General features: G+C 48.0%; 17 protein-coding genes. 10 read left to right on the forward strand and 7 right to left on the reverse strand.

Features of this window, described 5'->3' with window-relative positions:
* Positions 1–40 precede the first annotated feature (40 nt).
* Positions 41–721 carry a lipid-binding SYLF domain-containing protein gene (locus IEW74_RS05385; protein ID WP_188662485.1) on the forward strand — a complete coding sequence of 227 codons (681 nt, stop codon included), beginning with the start codon at positions 41–43 and terminating at the stop codon, positions 719–721.
* Between the two features lie 11 nt (positions 722–732).
* The gene (locus IEW74_RS05390; protein WP_229734250.1) at positions 733–2,208 is read left to right on the forward strand and encodes a cobyric acid synthase; all 1,476 of its coding nucleotides are present in this window, start codon (positions 733–735) and stop codon (positions 2,206–2,208) included.
* Positions 2,209–2,309: 101 nt separating this feature from the next.
* Here the strand turns inward: IEW74_RS05390 and IEW74_RS05395 are convergent, their stop codons facing one another.
* The 3 genes from IEW74_RS05395 to IEW74_RS05405 all read right to left on the reverse strand — a co-directional run bounded on the left by IEW74_RS05395 (position 2,310) and on the right by IEW74_RS05405 (position 3,703).
* Entirely contained in the window at positions 2,310–3,041 is a 732-nt protein-coding gene (locus tag IEW74_RS05395) for a DUF2336 domain-containing protein (RefSeq protein WP_188662487.1), read from the reverse strand.
* 112 nt (positions 3,042–3,153) lie between these two features.
* Positions 3,154–3,351, reverse strand: coding sequence for a hypothetical protein (locus IEW74_RS05400; RefSeq protein WP_188662490.1), 198 nt, complete (start codon positions 3,349–3,351; stop codon positions 3,154–3,156).
* 163 nt (positions 3,352–3,514) lie between these two features.
* Complete coding sequence (locus IEW74_RS05405; protein WP_188662492.1) at positions 3,515–3,703, reverse strand: hypothetical protein; 189 nt, start codon at positions 3,701–3,703, stop codon at positions 3,515–3,517.
* A 528-nt stretch (positions 3,704–4,231) separates the two neighbouring features.
* On the opposite strand from IEW74_RS05405, the gene hldE reads away from it, so the two are divergent.
* Both hldE and IEW74_RS05415 read left to right on the forward strand, forming a co-directional pair.
* Positions 4,232–5,701 carry a bifunctional D-glycero-beta-D-manno-heptose-7-phosphate kinase/D-glycero-beta-D-manno-heptose 1-phosphate adenylyltransferase HldE gene (hldE, locus tag IEW74_RS05410; protein WP_188662493.1) on the forward strand — a complete coding sequence of 490 codons (1,470 nt, stop codon included), beginning with the start codon at positions 4,232–4,234 and terminating at the stop codon, positions 5,699–5,701.
* Positions 5,702–5,734: 33 nt separating this feature from the next.
* Complete coding sequence (locus IEW74_RS05415) at positions 5,735–6,253, forward strand: O-acetyl-ADP-ribose deacetylase (RefSeq protein ID WP_188662495.1); 519 nt, start codon at positions 5,735–5,737, stop codon at positions 6,251–6,253.
* On the opposite strand, the gene IEW74_RS05420 is transcribed toward IEW74_RS05415, so the two are convergent.
* Positions 6,250–7,605: an adenylate/guanylate cyclase domain-containing protein gene (locus IEW74_RS05420; RefSeq protein ID WP_188662497.1), complete on the reverse strand. Its 1,356-nt coding sequence runs from the start codon at positions 7,603–7,605 to the stop codon at positions 6,250–6,252. The genes IEW74_RS05415 and IEW74_RS05420 overlap by 4 nt on opposite strands.
* A gap of 2 nt (positions 7,606–7,607) precedes the next feature.
* A complete protein-coding gene (locus tag IEW74_RS05425) occupies positions 7,608–8,297 on the reverse strand; it encodes a response regulator transcription factor (RefSeq protein WP_188662499.1) in 690 nt (229 codons plus the stop codon).
* A 141-nt stretch (positions 8,298–8,438) separates the two neighbouring features.
* Here IEW74_RS05425 and ribA point away from each other — a divergent pair, with 141 nt between their 5' ends.
* From ribA to IEW74_RS05440, 3 genes are all read left to right on the forward strand, one after another.
* Entirely contained in the window at positions 8,439–9,599 is a 1,161-nt protein-coding gene (gene ribA / locus IEW74_RS05430; protein WP_188662501.1) for a GTP cyclohydrolase II, read from the forward strand.
* A 158-nt stretch (positions 9,600–9,757) separates the two neighbouring features.
* A complete protein-coding gene (locus IEW74_RS05435) occupies positions 9,758–10,747 on the forward strand; it encodes a hypothetical protein (RefSeq protein ID WP_188662503.1) in 990 nt (329 codons plus the stop codon).
* A 6-nt stretch (positions 10,748–10,753) separates the two neighbouring features.
* Entirely contained in the window at positions 10,754–11,251 is a 498-nt protein-coding gene (locus tag IEW74_RS05440) for a L,D-transpeptidase family protein (protein WP_188662505.1), read from the forward strand.
* 5 nt (positions 11,252–11,256) lie between these two features.
* Here the strand turns inward: IEW74_RS05440 and IEW74_RS05445 are convergent, their stop codons facing one another.
* Complete coding sequence (locus tag IEW74_RS05445) at positions 11,257–11,925, reverse strand: YggS family pyridoxal phosphate-dependent enzyme (RefSeq protein WP_188662507.1); 669 nt, start codon at positions 11,923–11,925, stop codon at positions 11,257–11,259.
* 31 nt (positions 11,926–11,956) lie between these two features.
* On the opposite strand from IEW74_RS05445, the gene IEW74_RS05450 reads away from it, so the two are divergent.
* Both IEW74_RS05450 and IEW74_RS05455 read left to right on the forward strand, forming a co-directional pair.
* Positions 11,957–12,568 (forward strand): thiamine phosphate synthase, encoded by a 612-nt coding sequence (locus IEW74_RS05450; RefSeq protein ID WP_188662509.1) that lies wholly within the window; start codon positions 11,957–11,959, stop codon positions 12,566–12,568.
* Between the two features lie 67 nt (positions 12,569–12,635).
* Positions 12,636–13,367 carry a class I SAM-dependent methyltransferase gene (locus IEW74_RS05455; protein WP_188662511.1) on the forward strand — a complete coding sequence of 244 codons (732 nt, stop codon included), beginning with the start codon at positions 12,636–12,638 and terminating at the stop codon, positions 13,365–13,367.
* 246 nt (positions 13,368–13,613) lie between these two features.
* Here the strand turns inward: IEW74_RS05455 and IEW74_RS05460 are convergent, their stop codons facing one another.
* On the reverse strand, positions 13,614–14,753 hold the full coding sequence (locus IEW74_RS05460; RefSeq protein WP_188662513.1) for a porin: 1,140 nt from the start codon (positions 14,751–14,753) through the stop codon (positions 13,614–13,616).
* A gap of 301 nt (positions 14,754–15,054) precedes the next feature.
* Between IEW74_RS05460 and IEW74_RS05465 the strand changes: the two genes are divergently transcribed.
* Entirely contained in the window at positions 15,055–15,588 is a 534-nt protein-coding gene (locus IEW74_RS05465; protein ID WP_188662515.1) for a DUF3576 domain-containing protein, read from the forward strand.
* Positions 15,589–15,623: the final 35 nt, after the last annotated feature.

Genomic DNA, 15,623 nt, shown 5'->3' on the forward strand with positions numbered 1-15,623 from the left:
ATAATCGGCAACAACGCTCTTATTTCAAAGGATAGATGCCATGAAACGCTTTCTGGCGATTGCATTTGCAGTCCTCACCCTTCTTCCCTTCCACAAGGCACAGGCCGTGGATCAGGATGCCATCCAGATTTTGTTGGAATCCGAAGCAACGGCGCGCCATGTTCTCGGCTCCAGACAATATCCCGATCTGAACAATGCGTTTGATAAAGCTGTCGGGGTCATCATTGTGCCGCGCCTGCTTAAAGGCGGCTTTATTGTCGGCGGTGAATACGGGAATGCCGTTTTACTTTCTAAAAAATCCAATGGCAGCTGGAGCTACCCGGCCTTTTATACTATCGGTGGCGGCAGTGTCGGTTTCCAGATCGGCCTAAAAGACAGCCAAATGATCCTCGTCATTCGCACACACGCCGGGATGGAAGCCATTTTAGCCGACCAGTTTAAAGTCGGTGCCGAAGCCGGAATCGTTGTCGGGACCTTTGGCGGCAGCGTCGAAGGAGCCTCAACAACGGCTGTTGGCGCAGATATTGTGGCCTTTTCCCTTGATCGCGGCCTGTTTGGCGGTGGGGCACTGGAAGGATCCGTTTTTGCCAAGCGCGCAGACTTGAACCAGTCCTTTTATGCACAAGCCATTGACCCACGCGATATTGTCATTGAAGGAAAAGCCAGCAATCCGGCAGCAGATAATCTACGATCCACCTTGGCAGCCCTTGCCAGTAAATAAAGAGAACGTTCATGCAAAAGCCTGTCAAAGCCCTTATGTTTCAAGGGACCGGATCAGATGTGGGAAAATCCCTGTTGGTCGCCGGACTGTGTCGGGCTTTTGTCAAACGGGGCCTGAAAGTCGCCCCGTTTAAACCGCAAAATATGTCCAACAACGCCGCCGTCACCCCCGATGGCGGGGAAATCGGACGCGCCCAAGCCTTGCAAGCACGTGCCTGCGGACTGAACCTCAGCGTTCATATGAACCCGGTTTTATTAAAACCACAAAGCGATGTGGGGTCTCAGGTTGTTGTACAGGGCAACGTTATCGGCAATGCAACAGCGCGTGACTATACTGCCTTGAAACCAAGCTTAATGCCAAAAGTCTTGGAAAGTTTTCATAAACTGGCGGAAGATTGTGATCTTATTTTGGTCGAAGGCGCCGGCAGTGCCGCCGAAGTCAATTTGCGCAAAAGCGATATTGCCAATATGGGATTTGCCGAAGCCGCCGACATCCCTGTCATTCTCATCGGGGATATTGATCGCGGCGGTGTCATTGCCTCCATCGTCGGGACACAAACCCTGTTGCAAGGCCGTGAACGCGCCCGCATCAAGGGCTATTTGATCAACAAGTTTCGCGGGGATGTCAGCCTGTTCACCTCTGCCCTTGATATCATTAAAGACAAGGCAGATCTTGATAGTTTCGGTATCGTTCCTTTTTTTGACAAAGCGCGCCTTCTCCCCGATGAAGATGCCATGAGCCTTGATAACCGCAAAAAAGAAACAGATCAGAAATCGATTAAAATTGCTGTACCGCGCTTTACCCGCATTGCTAATTTTGATGATCTCGACCCCTTGCGGGCCGAACCTGATGTTCAGGTTGAAATCGTTGAAGCGGGAAATGCCCTGCCCGGTGATAGTGACATTATCTTACTGCCCGGATCCAAGGCCACCTTGGCCGACCTTGCTTTTGTGCGCGAACAAGGCTGGGATATTGATATCAAAGCCCATGTGCGTCGGGGCGGGCGTGTGGTCGGTTTATGCGGAGGCTATCAGATGTTGGGCAATACCGTGCGTGACCCTGACGGTATCGAAGGCCATATCAAGGAATTACCCGGTCTTGGCCTGCTGGATATGGAAACCACCCTATGCGGCCCTAAAACCTTGCGCGAAGCCACAGGTCATTGCAAAACCAATAACCTTCCTGTTTTCGGTTATGAAATGCATATGGGAGTTTCAAACGGCCCGGCCCGGCAGACCCCTTGGCTGAATTTAAATGGACAAGACGAAGGCGCAATCAGTAATAATGGTTTAATCATGGGCAGTTATCTGCATGGCCTGTTCAATGCAGACGAATTCCGCCATGCTTTTTTGGGGGACATTCGCAAGGGAAGGCAGGCTGGTTTGCGCTATGATCAACAGATTGATGATATTCTGGATGAATTGGCTACTCATTTGGAAACCCACTGCGATCTGGACGGATTGCTGGCATTGGTCCACAAAAAATAATCCATATACGCTTGTTTGAAACAGAGGTTTCACGTTCAAACCCACCAAACAGTTGAACGCAATAGGGAAATTTTCATCAATTTTAAAATGGAAAAGTCCCTTTAGATCGGGCCTTGCTTGCTATGCCACCATGTCGGCTTGCGATTTATGCCTTCTAATAAATCACGCCCGCGTTCAACATCCATGACATGACCCGGTATTTTAAAATATTTTTGTATAAAATCAGAAACATGGGCTTCGCTGAGATTTTGCAGGGTCGTCAAAACATCGTCTGACAGTTCCCCCCGATCAAAAATTGCCTGTTCCACCGTTTCGTCATCCCCATAAACACGAATAATCGTAATCATGGTATGGTCGTTGATCTTCGCCCCCTTATTGGCCAAAAGGCGCAAAACAGGCTCCTTACGCCCCATCGAAACAATGCGGCGGCAAACTTGGGCCGAGACATTATGGCGATCAGCAATCGCCAACATTTTATCCACCACGCCCGTTTTTAAAATATCTTCCAGAAAACGGTCTTCCAGGATCGGAGATAATTTTAAAACCGGCAGGCTGATCGTAGAAATATCGCATGCGAGTTTATGAGCCAGTTCAACTGGCAAATGCGGGGATGTTCCAACCGCCACGGCGATAGCAACCCGGACGGACTCGACTTCATCATCAATCAGGTTGGCAATAATTTCTTCAGCCAGATGGCGTTCACGCTCATTTAAACCGTCATGGTCAAAGATATGCGCCATTTCGTCGGCAAGTCTGCACCGTTGCGCAGAATCCATATGTTCCTGCGCATTCAAAACGTAATTTTGCAAATTATGTCGGACGGTCTCAAACATAGGGACCATCTTATACCTCAAAAAATAATGCATGACGAGAGGCTTATATTATAGCGCAATGAAGCAGTATAACATGTGACCAGTCGCACAAATACTCAGGCTTTGTTAACCTTTAAAAGCGGTTATAACTTTTACTCAGCATAAAATGGATCGCCTGTGCCACATTATCCCAATGGCTTTGTTTGGCTTTTTCTATCGCCTGATCATAACCAAACGCATTGACCAACAGTTTTGCCAGCTCGTTGGTGCGGGTTTCATGGCCGGGATGGGTATAGCGGTTCTTGCGCGCGATTGTGAGTGTTCTATTCATAATCATTCCCTCATCTGCAAAATGAAAACGGAACCTGCTTGTTATTTTTTATTGATATAGGAACGTTTCGATTCTGTTTCAATACCTACAAATATAACGAGTCGCAAAAAAAGCCCCATCTTGCAAATGGGGCTTTTTCATTTTAATTTTCGCCTGAGCGGTCTTAGGCAACGCCGCGATAGTCATCTTGCATAAAGCGGAGTTCCTCTGCCACATTAAACAGTTGGAATTCCATCGCCGTGCAAATCGCATCGTTATATCCCAGGCTAAGTACCAGACGCTCGGCATAAGCGCGGACTTGGGTATCATTTTGATATTCTTGTGTCGTAGTTTCAATATGTCCGGTAATCATAGCGACCTCACTCAGGGCTTTGTTCGGTTAGATTGTGGGAGCGGTCAAAAAAACAGGGCGTTTCAGGTTAGGGAGCAGGAATAAGAGTTGGGGGATTTAATCCTGATGTCGAAACGCCCTGATAAGTATGTCCGTTTCACAATTCCATATAAACACACAGATATTGCGGGCGTTTTTCTGCAATAATTTTTTTTGTTTCTGAATATTTCAAAATTATTCTCTAAAAGCCTATAGAGGAGTCTTTTCAAAGGAAAGCCCGACAGGCTATAAAGAAACCTGCTTTTTCTGTGCTGAATTAATTTAAATCCATGATTTATAAAATAAATTATCTCAGCCGGGAGAGCGGGTTGAAAAAACAGTTTCGCCACCTGCGCGAAAATGCTTTTGCACCCTTCGCCAAAGCGTTAAAACACAAGAGGTAAGACCGGAAATATTTGTTCTTTTGGACCTTATTTTTTTCTGAAATATTTGTCACATCCAGACTTTTTCGTGCAATCGCCCATCTGAAATTTAAAGAGTAAACCAAACATGTCACAGCACGCCCACCTCATCGATATGGTCAATCGGGCCGAAACGGTCGAAATTCTTTGTGTCGGCGATATTATGCTGGACCGTTTTGTCTACGGCCACGTGGACCGGATCTCGCCTGAAGCCCCGATCCCGGTTTTACGCATTGATCGTGAAGATGCCATGTTGGGCGGGGCGGGCAATGTCGTGCGCAATGTCCTCAGCCTCGGGGCCAATGCCCGTTTTTGCGGTTTAGTCGGTGAAGATGATGCCGGGCGACAAATTGCCAACCTGTTAAATGAAAATGATCGATGCTGCGCGGCCCTTTTATTGGATGAAACGCGCCCGACTTCGTTAAAAACACGGTTTATGGCCTCCAACCAACAAATGTTGCGCACTGATCATGAAAGCCTCGCTCCCTTATCGGAAAAACAGCATGGTGATCTCATCATGGATGTGGCGCAAAGTCTCGGACAGGCCAAAGTCATGGTTTTGTCGGATTACGGCAAAGGGGTTTTACATGGGGAAAATGCAATTGATTTAATTGCTTTGGCTAAAAAAGCCGATCTCCCCATTATTGTTGATCCCAAAGGCGATGATTACAGCAAATATCGCGGGGCCACACTGGTCACACCAAACCGCAAGGAACTCAGCGAAGCCAGCCGTATGGCCTGTGATAGCGATCAATCCATTGTCGCCGCCGCCCGCCATATTATTGAAACCTGCGGAATTGAAAACGTTCTGGCAACCCGATCCCAAGACGGTATGACACTTGTGACCCAAGAAGGCGATGTCATTCACCTTCCAACCGAAGCCCGCGAAGTATTCGATGTGTCCGGGGCAGGCGATACGGTTGTTGCTTCCTTGGCGGTCATGTTGGGCCTTGGGGCCACCTTAAGCGATGCGGCCAAGCTTGCCAATGTTGCCGCCGGGATCGTTGTTGCCAAAATCGGAACTGCCAGTGTCTATGGCGAAGAACTGATCGAAGCCCTGCATCATCAGGACCTATCCGAAGCCGAAGCCAAAGTCGTCGGGCGTGACAGCGCCAAAGACCGCGTACTTCGCTGGCAGGCACAAGGCAAAAGTGTTGGTTTTACAAACGGCTGTTTCGATCTTTTGCACCCCGGCCATATTTCCCTGCTGAAACAAGCCGCAGAACAATGCGACAAGCTTGTGATCGGGTTAAACAGCGATGCTTCCGTCCAGCGCTTAAAAGGGCCGGAACGCCCCATTCAGAACGAAATGGCCCGGGCAACCGTTCTCTCCTCCCTCGCCTGTGTCGATATGGTGGTGATTTTTGATGAAGATACCCCGATGGAGCTCTTATCAACCTTATTGCCCAATGTTCTGGTCAAAGGCGCTGATTATACGATCGATCAGGTTGTTGGCGCTGAATTGATCAAGCAAAACGGCGGGCGCGTCTTTCTTGCCCAATTAAAGGACGGCTTTTCAACGACAAATACAGTGAAAAAGATGAAAAAGGATTCTTAATCTTTCAGATTGTGGAGAACGTATTTTAGAAACATGACTGTCTTTTCCATACAGCAAGGCGATATTACCAAATTAGACATCGACGTTATCGTCAATGCCGCCAACGAAACCCTGTTAAGCGGGGGTGGCGTGGACGGGGCCATTCACCGGGCAGCGGGAAAAGGTCTGCTGGAAGAATGTCGTCGCCTGAACGGCTGTCAAACGGGAGAAGCCAAATTAACAAGGGGATATAATCTGCCCGCACGCTATATCATCCACACCGTCGGACCCGTTTGGCAACAACATCCCCCTAAAGAAGCAGATCGGCTTCTTCTCAACTGCTACTTTAACTCTCTGAGAATTTGCTTGAAGAAAGGCCTGCAATCTATTGCTTTTCCATGTATTTCTACAGGGATATTTGGCTTTCCCCCACAGCGGGCGGCTCAACTTGTCGTTAAAAATGTCATTGAATTTTGCAAAATTCACCCCGGATTGGCGCAGGTAATTTTTTGTTGTTTCGATATCGAAAGTAAAACGCTATATGATCAAGCGTTTCACGAAATCGTCTCTTAACTTTCCTTCAGGACAACAACATCCATCGGTTTTTCAACACCGCCAACTTGGCGGTTGGGGCGAAGTTCCCAACGCTCTTCAGCTTGTTCATAACCATGATCCAGCGCGCATTTTAAGGTTTGTGCCGTTGCAATGGCGCGTACGCCCTCAATCTTTGTTTGCTTTTCCATTTTGGCCGACACATTTGCCGCATCCCCAATCACAGTATATTCCAATCGATGCGATTCACCGATCACCCCAAACACAATGGGACCGGATGCGCACGAGGCATGGATCACAACCGGATCCTGCCCCAAACGGGCACGGTCTGCATTCCATTGATCAGACGCTTTGATAATGTCTTCCATCGCGTGTAAAGCTTGTGCCCCATGCTGCGCAGATTCTTTCAACACCCCAAAATAAGCCATAATGCCATCACCCAAAAATTTATCCACATGGCCGCCAAATTTGGAAATCACCGGCACGATCCGGGCATGATATTCGGTAATCAGTGCAATTTGTTCGGACGGTTTCAATCGTTTGGTCAATGGGGTAAAGCCCCGAATATCCACATTCAGGATTGAGGCCTCACGCGCGACCACATCCCCGACATGGGCGTCATTTTCAGCCGATTTGATATGGTCGGCTAAATCTTCCGAGAAAAAACGCGATAACGATTGGGCGGCCTGACCTTGGGTTACCGCACGAACCAGCAAAGCACGGGCGCGCAAAGTTGCCAGGGCCAGAATCACAGCCACCAAAACCATCGAGACGATTTTGTCAAATTCCGCCCCGATCAACACACTGTTTGAGGTCAGGTAATGCACATAATCACGCGTCACCATATTGTTCATATCATCATGGACAACCACATACCCCACCATCACGGCCCATCCTAAAACGGCGGCCAGTCCGCTCAGCAGGATATAGCGGGCTTCAAAACGAAGGGCACGTAACGCAATGAAAATAAAGATATAAAGAACCGTTGGTGCCTTTAAATAAAAACTCGGCGGTTGCATATATTGGATATGAAAGCTGAAAATTGTACCAAACAACAATAAAATATCTGCCACAATCGATAGTGAAATTACCCAGCCGGGCAATCGCATGCGATAACTGAAATAAAGCCGGATAAGCGTAAAGCCGAAATAAAGACTTAAAACATAAGGGACCGGTTCAAACGGGGCGTCCGTGTGAAAGGTTTTCGGCGAAACAGCATAAAGGGTACCAAAGATCACCACCACTGCCAGCTGGATCCAGCCGACCAGTTGTTCTGATACATTTTGCTGTTCAACAATTGCATCCTGAATCCGCTTGGGGATTTTGCGATCATCGTCATCCCCGATAAAGCGACACAGCAGCGCACGAAACATAACTAGGGCACCAACTTGTAACCGCCCGGTTCCGTCACAAGGATCTGGGCGTTGGAAGGGTCTTTTTCGATTTTTTGACGCAGACGATAGACATGCGTTTCCAGTGTATGGGTCGTCACACCCGCGTTATAACCCCAGACTTCATCCAATAACGTATCGCGCCCGACAACTTTGCCTCCGGCGCGGTATAAAAACTTGATAATATTGCTTTCTTTATCTGTCAGGCGGACTTTCTGTTCCGTCTCATTCTCAATCAACAGCTTGGCGGCAGGCTGGAAAGTATAAGGCCCGACCTTGAACGTTGCATCTTCGCTTTGTTCATGTTGGCGCAAATGGGCCCGCAGACGCGCCAGCAATACCCCCAAACGAAACGGCTTGGTAATATAATCATTGGCCCCGGCATCCAAGCCAAGGATGGTATCGGCATCGGTATCAGCCCCGGTCAACATGATAATCGGGCATTTCACCCCTTGTTTGCGCATCAATCGACACACATCGCGACCATCCATATCCGGCAGGCCCACATCCAGAATCACCACATCGAAAGTTTCGTCTTTGGTCACCGCCAAGGCACTGGCGGCGCCATCGGCTTCAACCACGTCGAAATCCTCATGTAACGACAATTGTTCGGTCAACATTTGACGCAATGAATCATCATCATCAACAAGAAGAACACGTTTGGCGTTAGACATAACTTCCCTCACACGGACCTGAATATTGCTCACCCGTTACCATAACAACTAAAGAATATCCCGTATAGAAGACTTTAAGGGCGATAACGCTATTGTGAAATCGCGTTATTCGGCCTACATATGGGGACCTTTGTTTAAAAAATGTCCGTTATTGCTATGCCGCATCGCCTGTCCATTACCTTAAGCGAAACCAAATCCGCGACCACAGCTCCGTCTTTGCTGGCAGTTGACCGCGCCCTGTCCGACCTGCGCCGTGGACAAATTGTTGCTATTGATAACGCAAATGGGCTTATCACCTTGGTTTTAGCCGCAGAAGGCGCGACAAAATCAACGATCCAGCGCCTTAAAGATTTAAGTAAGGGGCAACCGGATTTAATCATCACGGCCGCGCGCGCCCATACATTAGGACTGGGCATCTTCAAATATAAGGCCGTGCGTGCCAAAATGGGCAAAGCCCTGCGCCCCGATTTGATTGAAAGTCTGGTCAATCCGCTGGCTGAATTTTCCAAAAACGACTTTTTTGATATCCCGTTTGAAGATATCGACCTTGACAGCGGCGAAAGTGCTGCGATCGGCCTAACCAAGCTTTCGCGCCTGTTACCGGCAGCGATTACGGTAAACCTGCCTGTGGATGATTTTAAGTCCTTTATCAGTGCAGAAAACCTAATGGGTGTGACCAACCATGATATCTTTGGTTATGAAGAGGCCGCTGCGCGTTCCCTGCGCGCGGTCAGCGATGCACAAGTGCCGCTGGCTGATGCCCCACAGACCAAAATGGTCGCTTTTCGCCCGGCAGACGGTGGCATTGAACATATCGCCATCATTATCGGGGAACCCAATCCCAATGAACCCGTCCTGATCCGTATTCATTCAGAATGTTTCACAGGCGATCTGGTTGGTAGTTTGCGCTGTGATTGCGGGGATCAACTGCGCGGTGCAATCAAGGCCATTGCCGATCACGGCAGCGGTATTTTGCTCTATCTCGCACAAGAAGGGCGCGGCATCGGTTTAATCAATAAATTACGTGCCTATAAATTGCAAGATACCGGGCTGGATACGTTTGATGCCAACGAACAATTAGGTTTTGATGCGGATGAACGGGTCTATATCCCGGCGGCACAAATGCTTGACCATCTTGGGGTTAAACAAGTTCGTCTTATGACCAACAACCCGGAAAAAGTCAAAGTTCTGGGCACCTGTCATGTCGATGTGGTGGAACGGGTCGAACATGCGTTTGAAACCAACAAACACAACGAACCTTACCTTTTTGCCAAGGCGACCAAAGGTGGGCATTATCTTTAGGTCTTTAAACCGCTGAGTCGGAATTTTTTGCCCTCCCCTGCCCTATCTTGTAAATATAATACTTATTTTTCAAATACTTATAATCTGGCATAGAGTTTGCGACATATCGCTTAAAAGAAATAAACCTAAGAGCGATAATTGAGCAACCGGAGCCGGATATGGTCGATCATGTAAATACGCAGGTGGCATACAATCCACCACCCGCTGGCAACGAGGCGACAAAATCATCCAACGAGCCCGCCAAACAGGCTGATAAAGAAAAAGAATTCAGTTTCTTTGGCGACGATGGCGTTACTTTCTGGGATATGTTGGATGTCGTCAATCCTTTGCAACATATCCCGATTGTCTCCACCGCTTATCGCGCCATTACCGGCGACGAACTGGACCCCGGCGCACGATTGGCAGGGGGAACGCTTTTTGGTGGTCCCATTGGACTGGCGGCGTCTGCCTTCAATGTGATTTTAGAAAACAACACCGGAAAAGATGCCGGGGAACATGTGTTAGCCATGTTCCAGGGCGAAGAAGTTGATGTTCCGGCACAAGACAAAACCATGATGGCACAGAACGAGGGCCTATCGCACCCTATAAACGGGTTCGCCCCGATCAAATCCATCCCTGAAAGCGAGGCTGATGCGTTTGCAGCCGGGGAAGAATCCTTAAGACTGGCGCAGTTACAGGAATTTATGAACCCCGCCACCACGCGTGAAGTCCCAACGCCTATCAACACCCCGGTTGGAGCCGGGTCGGCTGGCACTTGGGCCCCCCCGGCAAATCAGCCGCCTTTGCCCTTCCCAACCGAACGACCACAAGCACAAACATCTTCACCTGCGCCTGTTACATCAACAAAAACAGAACCCGTTCCCGCCAACACAATCGTTGCCCAACCGCAACAATCTGTTGGTTTTCAAGCAAAACAATCACATACCGACTCCCTTGATGCCTTGCGTGCCTTTGCCCGTGATATGCAGGCACAACGCCAACAGGATCAAGGAGAGCGCCTGAAAGCGGAAAGAAAAGCACCTGTTGCCCCACCCCCTGTGCCTGCCAATACGGCACAACTCAGCCAAACATCCGATAATGGCTGGTTTGCCGATATGATGTCACAAAATATGAAACGTTATGAAACCACGGCACAATCCGGGGGCTGATAGACCATGACAATCTTGGTTCGGGCCGATAACACCCTGATTTATGGGGGGAAGACCTATCGCTGTGCCTTGGGAAAAGGCGGCGTAAAAACAGATAAAGTCGAAGGCGATGGAGCCACACCGACCGGAATTTTTGCGTTGCGTTACATTCTTTATCGTGCTGATCGTATCAAAAAACCCGATAGCGCCTTAAACGTTCGTGTTATTGAGAAAACAGACGGCTGGTGTGATGATCCGCAACATGCGGATTATAACCGTCCTGTTACGCTGCCCTTTCCGGCCTCATACGAAAAGCTTTATCGCGATGACCCTATCTATGACATTATTGTTGTTTTAGGGCATAACGACAGCCCGCCCGTTCCCGGTAAAGGCAGTGCGGTCTTTTTTCATCTGGCACGTCATCAATATGCCCCAACAGAAGGCTGTGTTGCGGTAAACCTCACCGATATGTACGAGATTTTGGCAAAGATCACCCCTGATGAAACGATAGAAATCCGTTTATAGCCTCATTAATGCGGGGCCCGTTCGCCAAAGATAGCCGTCCCCACCCGCACCGAGGTCGCGCCAAAACGAATAGCGGTTTCATAATCCCCACTCATACCCATACTGAGTTTTTTAAGCCCGTAACGCTGGGCCAGTTTACGCAAGAACGCAAAATGTACGCTCGGTTCTTCCTCAGCAGGGGGAATACACATCAGGCCCAGAACCGGCAATTTCAGTTCATCGCAGCACAATTTGATAAATTCATCCGCATCCCCCGGTAAGCATCCGCCTTTTTGCTCTTCTTCCCCGGTGTTGATTTGCAGGTAAACCCCGACTTGTTTCCCCTGTTTTTCCATTTCCTTTGCCAGAGCGCGCGCAAGCTTGGGGCGGTCCACCGTTTCAATCACGTCAAAAAGGGCAACGGCTTCCTTGACCTTATTGGTTTGCAATCCACCAATTAAATGCAAAGAAACCTCTGAAAACTCATCTTTTAACGCGGGCCATTTTCCTTGGGCTTCCTGCACCCGGTTTTCACCAAACACGCGGTGTCCGGCTTGCAATGCCGGGCGGATTGTCTTTGCGACATGCACTTTGCTGACCGCGACCAGTTCAATTTCGTCAGCATTACGGTCCGCCTCTTGTGCGGCCTGTTGAATTGATTGCTTCACTTGATCAAGATTATCTGCAATACCCATAGGAGAATCCGTTTACATCAAAGGTGTGGAAATGGCCCTGACCGTATCAGAGGTAGCCCGTCAGCTCAATCGCCGGAATGCAAAAAAGAAAAATTTACCGGCCCTTATTTTTATGACGGATTCAAAACGACTTTCTGACCCCACGTCTTTGATCCCGTACCTGCCGAAAAACTCTGCCTTGATTGTGCGTCATTTTTCAAGAAATCAGAAAGAACAAATTATAATTAAAATCAAAAGGATGTGCCGTAAACATAAAGTAAAACTTCTGGTTTCTGATGATCTTCAACTTGCCCTGAAGCATCGTCTGGATGGGGTTCATTTTCCAGAAAAATCTGTGAAGAGAATTGCGGCTTGCGGACGGTACCCACGCCCAAAAGCAACCTTCCTTGTAACAGGGGCGTGTCATTCCCTGCACGCATTAAAACGGGCGGAAAAGGCCAAACTGGACGGTATTCTTCTGTCCCCCGTCTTTACCACACAAAGCCATCCCAACGCAGCCTGTCTTGGCACCATCCGATTTAATGCGTGGGCTTCACAAACCGATAGGAGCGTCTATGGACTGGGCGGGATCAATCAAAAAACGGCAATTCGCCTGTCTTGCAGTAAATCAATCGGCTTTGCCGGAATTAGCGGGTTGATTTGACCTTTTTCATCCGGGCAAGATCGTATAAATTCAAATCAAATCAGAACACTTATATTTTGGGGCATTTATGTTAGAAAATTTTGAAACCGTCGGCGAATGGGAAAGTGACGCAGAAGGCAATAAAGTCGGATTGCGCCGCATTGATATGGAATCGGTCATGCGCCATTTCACCACCTTTGACGGACCGGTCCTGCATATCGGCAGTAAAGCTGCGGATTTAGATACCACAACACGCTGGCGCCGCGTTTTTGCCGGTAAGCAGGTCATCGGGATCGATATTGAGGACGGCGATAATGTGGATTACGTCTTTGATATTACAAAAAATATTTCCGGCTTGCGTAAAAAGACCGGAATCAAGCAATATTCCACCATTGTGGCCTATCATCTGTTGGAACATGTCACCAATCCGTTTGAAGTGGCCGCCAATATCGAAAAGCTTTTAAAGCCGGGCGGACGATTGATTCTCAGTGTGCCTTGGGTACAGGCTTTTCACGCTTATCCTGACGATTTCTGGCGCATTTCATTTTCGGGCTTGCGTCAGCTTTTTAAAAATCTTGATTTTGAATTTGAATTTTATGCCGATGGCCATGAAGGTTATGCCTATCAACTGACCCGTAACGGTATCCCGGAACATAGTCCCCGCATGTGCGATCTGGAAGGACGTCTCTTCCAACTTCGGTTTGAAATGGGTGATATGCCGGAACAGAAAATGATCAAAAAACTGGACGTAAATAAAATTCAGATTTCTAAACCGTTTTGCCAGTACATGGCTTGTAGTATCGTTGCTGTAAAACGCTAACTTTAAACCTCTTTGCCCTTTTTTCTCCACCGTCATCCCCGACCCTGATCGGGGATCCCGTCTTCCCGGATATAAGACACTGAACCCTTTGATTTAAAATGGGTTTCGCATCAAGTGCGGGATTGACAGGTTTTAGGTGCGGGACGGTTGTTGCATGGGTAAATTATTCTTTTTATTAAACAAAAAGAAAGGGCGCTCCCAAAGGAACGCCCTAACTTTTGAAGTTTTATCTAAACTGATATCAGATTAGAAGGAAACTTTCAGACCAGTTACTACACCGAAACCTTCGTTGTCAGTAGTAGAGTTGGTTTCAGCAGCGCCAGCAGTTGTGCCATCGTCGTATTCAGCACCAATGATCGCGCCAACAAGTTTCACGCCAGCACCCATGTCGTAAGAACCACCGAGAGCCCACTGCTTGTTTTCATGCTCCAAACCGCTGTTTGCAGCAGTGTCTTCTTTGAAGTTAGTGTATGTCAAAGACACTTCGTACGGACCAGTTGCGTAAGACACACCAGCTTCCCAACCTTTAGAATCTACATCTTTCAAGTTACGCTCGTTAGATGTGTCACGGTAAGAACCAGCAACAGTGAAGCCAGCAACACCTACAGAAAGACCTGCACGCCAAGCTTTACGGTCTTCATTAGCAGTACCTGTCAGACCACCTAAGAAGTCACGTTGGTAAGTGAAGTCAGCACCAACAGAAACGCCGTTGAAGTCGCCGTTATAAGCGATACCCGCATCAGCAGCACGATCTCCTGTAGGTGTACCAGGAGTAGCACCATTTAAGTCATTGGATTCAAGATCAATCACGCTGTGCAAACCTATACCGTTTTGGTTCACACCGTAAGAAACACCAGCAGTGAAGCCAGCGAAGCTCGGTGTCCAGTAAACGATTTTAATACCGTCGTTGGCTTCAGAAGCAGTTTGAGTTTGGTCAGAATAAACATTACCCGGACGGTTAAAGAATTTATGGATACCGCTACCAACGCCACCATCGTTGTTAGTAACAGCTACGTCTGTTGCTTGATGAGACAATGCGTACGCAGCGCCTTTAGTTGAACCGATACGCAATTTACCCATGCTGTCGGAAGCAACTTGCAGGAATACGTCATCACCGCTACCTTCATCACGGTCTGCATAACGATCGATGTTAACGGAAACCGTCAAACCGTTGTCCAAAGTTGTGGAACCACGGAAGTACAGTTCGCTTTCAGAGTTGATGTTAACTTCAGCAAAGTTTTGGCCGCCATCATCGTCTTGGTCTGTGTAAGACACGAATTCGTTCAAATAACCACCGATAGAGATTTTGATCGGGTCAGCAGCTTGAGCAGAGTTAACTGCAGCGAAAGCTACGAGAGCAGTAGAAGCTACGAGAAGCTTTTTCATCTAATTAGATCCCCTTAGAAAGGTTTTGTTTGTACAACATGTGCAATAGACATACCCACATGCCTTTTGCGTGAACGTATTAAATGCCTTTCGAATGCAGAGGTCAACAAGAAGAAAAGCATTTATGTGACCTTTTATCCCCACTGTTGCAAAAAAAACACAGGCTGATTTTGGACATAGGTACAATCAGATAAGGAAAAACCGATAAATCCTCGCTTAGATGCTTGCTTCCCCCTATCATTATAAGGCATATATCTTTCTAAGCTTTACTAATCTGTCACAGAGCCGGGAATATCCGTTCATGAAAAGATTTCTATCTTCCATCCGTACCCTCGCCCTTATTGGCACTTTGCCCTTGTTCCTCGTGGCTTGTGACAGTCTGAATCCAAGACCGACCGAATTACCTAATGATCGCTGGGATAAAATTGATAAACAGCAAACCGTTTTTGGTGAAGGTGGCCTAACCTTCGGTGGCAAAGATCAGAAACGCCAAGGCCAAGGTGGCACCGGTATTGGGGTAAACGCTTATTTGTGGCGGGCAACACTGGATACGGTTTCCTTTATGCCACTGGCTTCTGCCGATCCATTTGGCGGTGTTATCCTGACTGACTGGCATAGCGCCAGCAACACACCAAACGAGCGTTTTAAATTAAATATCTATATTCTGGATCAGGCTTTGCGCGCCGATGCGATCCGAGTCGCCGCCTTCCGCCAAATGAAAAATACAAATAATGAATGGCAAGCCGTTGAAATGGACCCAAAAGCAGTCACCGACATTGAAAACGCCATTTTGACCAAGGCACGTCAGCTGCGCTCGGAAAGTTTAACGCAATAGAGCGCACGATATAAAAGCTGTTAAAATCATGCATC

The sequence above is a fragment of the Terasakiella brassicae genome (assembly GCF_014641495.1).
GTDB lineage: Bacteria > Pseudomonadota > Alphaproteobacteria > Rhodospirillales > Terasakiellaceae > Terasakiella > Terasakiella brassicae.

Bases quoted from the DNA above. Each gene is read 5' to 3' on its own strand.
- IEW74_RS05385 (WP_188662485.1), top strand. From the start codon at position 41: ATGAAACGCTTTCTGGCGATTGCATTTGCAGTCCTCACCCTTCTTCCC.
- IEW74_RS05390 (WP_229734250.1), top strand. From the start codon at position 733: ATGCAAAAGCCTGTCAAAGCCCTTATGTTTCAAGGGACCGGATCAGAT.
- IEW74_RS05395 (WP_188662487.1), bottom strand. From the start codon at position 3,041: ATGTTTGAGACCGTCCGACATAATTTGCAAAATTACGTTTTGAATGCG.
- IEW74_RS05400 (WP_188662490.1), bottom strand. From the start codon at position 3,351: ATGAATAGAACACTCACAATCGCGCGCAAGAACCGCTATACCCATCCC.
- IEW74_RS05405 (WP_188662492.1), bottom strand. From the start codon at position 3,703: ATGATTACCGGACATATTGAAACTACGACACAAGAATATCAAAATGAT.
- hldE (WP_188662493.1), top strand. From the start codon at position 4,232: ATGTCACAGCACGCCCACCTCATCGATATGGTCAATCGGGCCGAAACG.
- IEW74_RS05415 (WP_188662495.1), top strand. From the start codon at position 5,735: ATGACTGTCTTTTCCATACAGCAAGGCGATATTACCAAATTAGACATC.
- IEW74_RS05420 (WP_188662497.1), bottom strand. From the start codon at position 7,605: ATGTTTCGTGCGCTGCTGTGTCGCTTTATCGGGGATGACGATGATCGC.
- IEW74_RS05425 (WP_188662499.1), bottom strand. From the start codon at position 8,297: ATGTCTAACGCCAAACGTGTTCTTCTTGTTGATGATGATGATTCATTG.
- ribA (WP_188662501.1), top strand. From the start codon at position 8,439: ATGTCCGTTATTGCTATGCCGCATCGCCTGTCCATTACCTTAAGCGAA.
- IEW74_RS05435 (WP_188662503.1), top strand. From the start codon at position 9,758: ATGGTCGATCATGTAAATACGCAGGTGGCATACAATCCACCACCCGCT.
- IEW74_RS05440 (WP_188662505.1), top strand. From the start codon at position 10,754: ATGACAATCTTGGTTCGGGCCGATAACACCCTGATTTATGGGGGGAAG.
- IEW74_RS05445 (WP_188662507.1), bottom strand. From the start codon at position 11,925: ATGGGTATTGCAGATAATCTTGATCAAGTGAAGCAATCAATTCAACAG.
- IEW74_RS05450 (WP_188662509.1), top strand. From the start codon at position 11,957: ATGGCCCTGACCGTATCAGAGGTAGCCCGTCAGCTCAATCGCCGGAAT.
- IEW74_RS05455 (WP_188662511.1), top strand. From the start codon at position 12,636: ATGTTAGAAAATTTTGAAACCGTCGGCGAATGGGAAAGTGACGCAGAA.
- IEW74_RS05460 (WP_188662513.1), bottom strand. From the start codon at position 14,753: ATGAAAAAGCTTCTCGTAGCTTCTACTGCTCTCGTAGCTTTCGCTGCA.
- IEW74_RS05465 (WP_188662515.1), top strand. From the start codon at position 15,055: ATGAAAAGATTTCTATCTTCCATCCGTACCCTCGCCCTTATTGGCACT.